Origin of the sequence: Methanosarcina sp. A14, assembly GCF_001729375.1 — an archaeon.
Lineage (GTDB): Archaea > Halobacteriota > Methanosarcinia > Methanosarcinales > Methanosarcinaceae > Methanosarcina > Methanosarcina barkeri.
Genome location: NZ_LZPK01000291.1, coordinates 1 through 7,422, shown reverse-complemented (window position 1 = coordinate 7,422; position 7,422 = coordinate 1). Strand labels below are relative to the sequence as shown.

Here is a 7,422-nt window from a genome sequence, read left to right as displayed (position 1 = left end):
AGATTAATAACTTATAGTACAAAATTAGATGAAGAAATTATAGTACAAAATTAGATGAAAAACTTCCTACCTTAAGTTAAAACAGAATTGTCCTGCCCTTTTTGAACTTGCCTGATTAAGATTATTTTCACTTCAGGATCTGTACAAAACCCCTGGTACCATCAACACGGACGTACTGGCCGTCTTTTAAGATTTTGGTTGCATTTTCTATACCGACGACTGCAGGAATACCATACTCTCGCGCAATTACAGAACCATGTGTCATCATACCCCCAATCTCAACCACCAGGGCTTCAACGGAATAAAACAGTGGAGTCCAGCCAGGATCAGTAAAAGGCGCTACTAAAATATCCCCTTTATTCAATTTTACGGCTTCAGGTCTGAGGATAACTTTTACGTACCCTTCCGCAACCCCAGCAGAAACAGGAGTCCCGATTAAAGCCCCTTTAGGAGCCTCAACATCGCTCCTTACACCTGTAATAAATTCTCCTTCGCTGGTCATAACCCTGGGAGGAGTCATTTTCTGGTACTGCTCGCAAGCTTTTTTACGGGAGTCTATAAGCCGCGTCAGGTCCTCACTAAAATGATTTTCTAACAATGCAACCAACTCATCGAGATACAGATAAAATACATCTTCTTCTTTCTCCAGGACTCCTCTTTTATGTAAAGCTCGTGCCTCTATCAGGATAGCCTGGCGATATATATCAAAAAATCGAACAATAACATACTTGGGAAATTCACGCAAGCCTGTAGAATTTCGGTAAATGGAAAGAAGCCTGAACATCAATCTTGATTTGAGTCTTCCGGCAGAGGCGTTGCTAATACTTTCCATAAGTTTTTGTACGACTTCCTGCGCTTCTTTTCTGCCCTGTCTGAACCGTTTTCGGTGCTCGCCCGGAGCATTGATTTTAATATGGTTTATAATAGATGGAACAAGAAGGGTAGGGGCTTCCCACCATCGAACGTTTGAAATATCGATTTCACCCGGGCAGCGCATGCCATACAGTTCCATGAACCTGTCCAGTTCGGTCCCGAATATATCTCCACCCTTTACTTTACTGAGACCCTGATAGAAAGTGTCATGATAGAAAGTGCTGTCTTCCGATTTTTCCAGATAATCTACCACTTCAGGATATTTTCGCGCGGTGTCGGCCAGATCCCCAATCATTAATCCCATCTCAACGGTCACGTTACCAGGCAGGGATTTATTCAGCGTATCAACATCAAGATTCTCATCCAGCCATAATCTGGTCAACCGTCTGGCAATGGGCAGGACAATGAATGGTAACGGTACGTACATCATGCTGCCAATCAGTTCCTGTAGCAACTTACCCATACTTTCCTGAACGCTTTTAATTCGCTCTACCCCTGAGGCCTGCATAATGCAGTGCCTATGCTTATCGATTATTTTTTCTGGAGGAACTGTGGCTCGTTCAATGATGCCCGAGGGATCGAGGAAAAATAAATTGTTAACAATAATCGGGATACCCTTTAAATAGAGCGGAAGAATCGGTTTGAATAATTTAAAAACCTGTCTAGTTGTATCTTTGTTTGCTTTTGCTTCTTGTTGAAATATCTCGCTTGATACTATTTTTTCCAGGGCACCTCTCATTAGTTCGTCTACAATAGCAATTCTCCAGATAAAATACCGCCGAAGAGCCTTACTGTACAAAAGGGGAGTAACGTCATAAAAAAGCCTTCCTCCCGCTTCTACGATCACTGAATCGGGAAAGGGTACGGAGTCTTTTTCAAAGGGAAATATCTCCCAAAAAACAGAAATCCCCATAGGTTTCATGGCATCTGTCATCATTTGCAGGTGAGCAATAGATAAAAATACATGAAGTTTATCATTATATCCTTTAGGAATAGGATAAAGAGTGGTTATAGGACGGCTCTGTAAGATATAGAACCTGTTCCCTGCCAGACACCACTCAATGTCTTGCTCTGAGCAGTAGTGTTTTTCTATCCTTTGACCAAGTTGGGCTAGTTCCAGAATTTTATCATCAGAGAGGACCTGCTTTTTTTGGAGTTCAGGAGCAAGTTCTCTGGTTACTGTTCCTCCTTCTGTGACCGGATAAACAGCTTTCTTCTTTTCTGCGATTTGCTTTTTAACAATCTGGTTCTCGCGGACCTGATAAGAGTCGGCTGAAACAATTCCTGAGACAAGAGCTTCACCCAACCCAAAGCTGGCATCAATGGAAATAGTATTCCTGTGCCCGGTGACAGGGTCTACGGTAAACATAAGCCCGGAAACCTCCGGAAATATCATTTGCTGAACCACTATAGATAAATAGACTGAACGGTGGTCAAATCCGTTTTTAATTCGGTAGATAATTGCCCTGTCAGTAAATAAAGAACTCCAGCATTTCCGCACAGCCTGAAGGAGTTGATCCATTCCCTTTACGTTCAAATAGGTCTCCTGCTGGCCGGCAAAAGAGGCAGTTGGCAAATCTTCGGCTGTAGCGCTGGACCGAACGGCATAAGCTTTTTCTTCTCCTACTATTTTCCATGCATCAAGGATAGAAAATTTTATTGTTTGGGATATGGGGATGGTTAATAAATGGTCCCTGATCAGTTTTCCCAGCTTGCTAATTTCGCCCGGTTGACCCAGTTTCAACTGATCCAGCAAATCAAAAAATTTGTTTATCTCATTGCTTGCTGCAATAAAATCACAGTAAGCCGACGTTGTAATGCAAAATCCAGGCGGAACAGGAAATCCTGCTTTGACCATTTCTCCCAGATTAGCACCTTTTCCCCCGACTTCGGGCAAGTTTGTCCTATCGACTTCATTAAAGTGCATTACATAAACGCTCATGCTAATACACCTCGAAAAATGAAATCCTGGTTTTTATATTATTATGATTTTATAGTATAGGACTTATATGCTTGTCCGCAAAGCAGGAGATTCTCAAATCCCCTTAATTTTTCTCTACAACTCATTTTACCTTTAAATTTTTAGTAGATATTGTATTACTTCAGGCCAAAGAGTACACAAAGAAAAGTCATTTTTGATACCGATGAAATATTCTGTTTCAAAGACTTCGTTAAAAGCTACAATCCCGAAAACCATTACATTATACAGAGAACCTGAGTGAAGAATCTCACAGAATCAGGTTCCATAAATTCGTTTATGAAGAAATTGTAGCAAGGAGTAAACGAATTTGGGTCTCTTCTGGTTTAAAGGCAAAAGCCTTTCTGATCTAGATGCTCTGCTGGATCTGATAGTCTTGCAAATGAAATAATAAAGAGGTAGTAAGTGTAGTCAAATTGGTATTTTTAGCAGGCTCAGTACGTTTTATCTTTACTTAATGTTCCTGTTATTAAATATTATATTGCTCAGTATTATATATTACTAAGTATATTATTTTGATGTTACAAATTACTCCGATTTAAGCAATTTAAAAGAAAAATCAATAAAATAAAATCACTAGTTGTCTAAAACATAACTAAAATTGAACATTATCCCTAAAAGATCTCCTTAAATCTAAGAATTTTATAAATTCAAATTCAAAACATCTCAAACTTATTTGCGAAATCTAATTTATATATATTATATTTTAAGGATGTAACATAAATGAGAAAGGGGGACAAATCATACTCACTGTTTTTAACTTCAACAGCTTTTCTCTTACTTTTAATTATTATTTCATCTATAGAGTTGGTGGCTACTGCGCATAGCGACTTGTCCGCTGAATATGCATATGTGCCTAATGAAAAAAGCAATACTGTTTCTGTGATTAACACAACAACTGACGCTGTTATCTCCACGGTGCCTGTGGGAAATGTTCCTGTGGGTGTTGCAATTAGCCTTGATGGAACAAAGGTATATGTGACTAACTTTGGTAATGACGACATTCCCGGACGTACTGTTTCCATAATTGATACGGCCACCGAAGAGGTTACATCGATGAATGTAGAAGAAGGCAAACCAGGCAAACCTGCTGGAGTTGCAATCTATCCGTATGAACAAAAAGTATATGTGGCAAAATTATTGAATGGAAAAGTCCGTGCAGTTGACCTAATAACCAACAAAGCTTCTGATATACCTGTAGGAACCGACCCTTGCGGAATTGCAATCACCCCGGACGGATCAAGGATATATGTGGCTAACACCGGCAGCAATACTATCTCTGTGATTAACACAGTAACGAACAATGTTACAAAGACGGTAAACGTAGGAGTCAAACCCTATGGAGTTGCGGTCAACAAGAATGGAACAAAAGTATATGTCACGAACATGGAGAGTAGCAATGTTTCTGTAATTAACACAATAACCAATGAAGTTACAGACAATTTAACTGCAGGAAAAGATCCTCATGGAATTGCAGTCACACCAGATGAAAAATGGGTATATGTGGCAAACCATAACACTCCCATGGGCACAGTCTCTGTGATTAACACAACCACAAAAGATGTTACAAATATAACTGTAGGAAAAAATCCTTGTGGAGTTGCAGTCAACAAAAATGGAACAAAGATATATGTGACAAATTCCGGCACCACTGATGATCTTGGAGGCACTGTTTCTGTAATTGACACTGAAACCAAAACAGTTATGGGCCAGCCAATTTCTGTAGGAATTCTTCCTTCTGGTTTAGGTCAGTTTATAGGTTCTGTTCCAGGATCCAGAGTGGAAACAATGACTACTTTAACTTCTTCACCCAATCGATTTCTTGTTGGGGAATCAAGAACACTTACTGCTACAGTTAGTGCAACGTCTCAAGTAACAGAAAAACCTTCAGGCACAGTCACCTTCATGGAAGGGGCCACATCCATAGGAACTGAAACTTTAAGTGATGGACAAGCAATTTTGGATACTTCATTGCTTTCAAATGGCTCACATTCGATAATAGCAAGATATAAAGGCAATAATCAGTTTAGACCAAGTACATCCTCTTCTTTCACACTAATAGGTCAAGATCTAAGTTCCAAAAAATCTGTATTGGAACATCCAATAGTTGCTGGTATTATTATTGCAGTAGTGAGTGGCATCATATCCCTGGGGCTATATATTATAAAGAAAAAATATTTTTCTTGATATAGAGAGAAAAATATAAAGCTAAAAACCATAATTTAAACAATCTCTGTTATTTTTGCAGATGCATTTAACGCTTCTCTGGCCCTTGCTTCGGTAATTCTGGCTTCCATGTGATTTTCAGACAGTTTCAGTACGGATAAGATTTTTAGGGCATTTTTATAGCTACTCTGACAAGAATCACACCTAAAATAGAATATCTCTTCAATATCTTCTAAGATATTGTTTTTGATTCTCTCTAACAATTAAGGATAAACCTTTACTACCGATGCGAGAAATTTAAAGCATAATCAAAAAGTCAAGGTAAAGGTAGTAAACCTGTTATTTAATCAACTACCTTTTAGCCTTGTTTAACCAGTTGAAAGCCATGTTTCAACTAGTCAAATTATGACATGTTATCTGCATTTCCTGCCTGAGGAGCTCCTTCAGGGGGCATTGACATGTTACCTGGAGCATCTCCATGATACATGGAACCGTTACCTGACATGTTACCTGACATGTTACCTGGAGCGTCTCCATGATACATGGAACCATTACCTGACATGTTACCTGGAGCTCCTTCTGGGGGCATAGTAGCGTTGTCAGGTGGCATCTGACCTTGGTTTTCTCCTCCTGGAGGCATAGTATTATTAGCTGACATATTGCCTGCATTCTCTTCTGCAGGAGCAGTATTGTCAGATGTCTTATTATCAGCACATCCTGACATAGCTACTATTGACATAAGTAGCAAGCCGATCACTAAAAAACTTACTTTTTTCATTATAGTACCTCAGATATTCTCGAACTTTAACTCTCAATCTCAAAGAGTTGTATCTATAAGTCCTGAATTTTCAATATCAGTAATCCAATTTTGGGAGTTTTGGAAGTTTACTGCAAATCCAAATCTAATATTTTACATAATATAAACAGTTAGATTCTTTGAGGTGAAACCTCCTATAAAGAATATTGGAAATTCAGCTAAATAGCAGATCGAGAGTTTAACTATAAAGTACGCTAAATATTTCAGATAGCATTTACTTTTCGAAAAGAAAATGCCACAAACACTAAAAAACCTTTTTATATTTGCCAATATTCATCTATTTATTTAATATTTTTCTGTTCAATTTATATCTTATTTAGAATATCTAGCGCGGATTTGGTAATTATGTTTCTTATTTAATAGAATAAAAAATCAAATTGCGTGCGGCCACCCCACCATAAAAAGGATGGGGTATCTTCGGGCCGCCCGGTTTCCGGAAAATAGTTAAGTATCCATTTATAAGACTTCCTTGATGCAGAGTTTCATTACCAATTTATGTAACCATGAGACTAAGAAACCTACTTTGCAAAGAAGCAACGGTACAGAGGTTTAAAAAAGAAAACAAAAAGAGACGAGGGTTCACTTCATCCCCAATCTAAAGAATGGGGATGAAGTGAACCCTCTGCGCTCCCGTAGTAATAAATAAGCTGAGGAAACAAAGAAATAGTAAAAAAAAGGGATAAACTGAAAGAAAAACGAAAACGAACTAGAAATAAATTCAAAATGGAATAATTGAGAAAAAGCACGGGAAGAAATAGAAAAAGAGTATGAAATTACAGTTTAAACAATATCTGCTATCGTTTTTGCAGATGCTTTTAACACTTCTCTTGCCTTTGCCTCGGTAAGCCCAGCTCCCATGGCGATTTTCATGGCAGTTTCATCGGTGATAAGGTCTTCAGGGGCATGTGTGTCGGTATTTACCAGAAGCGTTGCACCAATTTCAAGAGCAAGCCGGGCGACATGGCCGTTTGTCCGGTTGTGCCCGTTCCTGGCTGTAATTTCAAGGCAGACATTGTTCTCTTTAGCCCTCTCGACATCTTCCTCAGAGATCAGGCCCGGGTGGGCCAGGATGTCCACATACTCACAAACAACAGATGCTGCATTTGTTCCGGGGGCGACTGGCTCGGAGGTGGTCTCCCCGTGCACGACCACAATTTCTGCACCCAGCTCTTTTGCTTTCTTTGCAAGTGGGGCTATTTTCCGTGGCGGCACATGTGTCAGTTCAACCCCGGCTAGAACGCGGATATCCCATTCACTTTCAAGGTATTTTGCTTTATGTCCTGCTTCGATAAGCTGTTCGAGATTGGTGTAATCGGCATGGTCGGTAAGTGCAATAGCCTTATAGCCGTGAATAACCGCCCGCCGGACAAGTTCGCTGGGGATCAGTTCCCCATCACTGAAAATCGTGTGAGTGTGAAGGTCAATCAACCGGATCACCGTGTTTTGAAAGTGGTTTTTAAAATCGGGGTAGACTCTTATTAATTTTACCAACTGCGTATTCAATTAACCAATATAGTTAATAGTTAAAATATATATTTAATTATTTAAGTATATAGTTTCTTGCTGGATATTCTAGTTTGTGTTATTC

The 7,422-nt window shown here is 39.3% G+C and carries 5 protein-coding genes; 1 reads left to right on the top strand and 4 read right to left on the bottom strand.

Annotated features, from left to right (window positions below; all coding sequences use genetic code 11):
* Positions 1 to 127 precede the first annotated feature (127 nt).
* The gene (locus tag A9239_RS13240) at positions 128 to 2,815 is read right to left on the bottom strand and encodes a phosphoenolpyruvate synthase (protein ID WP_048118507.1); all 2,688 of its coding nucleotides are present in this window, start codon (positions 2,813 to 2,815) and stop codon (positions 128 to 130) included.
* Between the two features lie 846 nt (positions 2,816 to 3,661).
* On the opposite strand from A9239_RS13240, the gene A9239_RS13235 reads away from it, so the two are divergent.
* Entirely contained in the window at positions 3,662 to 5,038 is a 1,377-nt protein-coding gene (locus A9239_RS13235) for an Ig-like domain repeat protein (protein WP_158498927.1), read from the top strand.
* Positions 5,039 to 5,073: 35 nt separating this feature from the next.
* On the opposite strand, the gene A9239_RS13230 is transcribed toward A9239_RS13235, so the two are convergent.
* The 3 genes from A9239_RS13230 to A9239_RS13220 form a co-directional block, all read right to left on the bottom strand.
* Positions 5,074 to 5,280 (bottom strand): hypothetical protein, encoded by a 207-nt coding sequence (locus tag A9239_RS13230; RefSeq protein ID WP_048118509.1) that lies wholly within the window; start codon positions 5,278 to 5,280, stop codon positions 5,074 to 5,076.
* A gap of 140 nt (positions 5,281 to 5,420) precedes the next feature.
* Complete coding sequence (locus tag A9239_RS13225) at positions 5,421 to 5,795, bottom strand: hypothetical protein (RefSeq protein WP_048118511.1); 375 nt, start codon at positions 5,793 to 5,795, stop codon at positions 5,421 to 5,423.
* Between the two features lie 819 nt (positions 5,796 to 6,614).
* The gene (locus A9239_RS13220) at positions 6,615 to 7,262 is read right to left on the bottom strand and encodes a histidinol phosphate phosphatase domain-containing protein (protein WP_048118513.1); all 648 of its coding nucleotides are present in this window, start codon (positions 7,260 to 7,262) and stop codon (positions 6,615 to 6,617) included.
* Positions 7,263 to 7,422 lie beyond the last annotated feature (160 nt).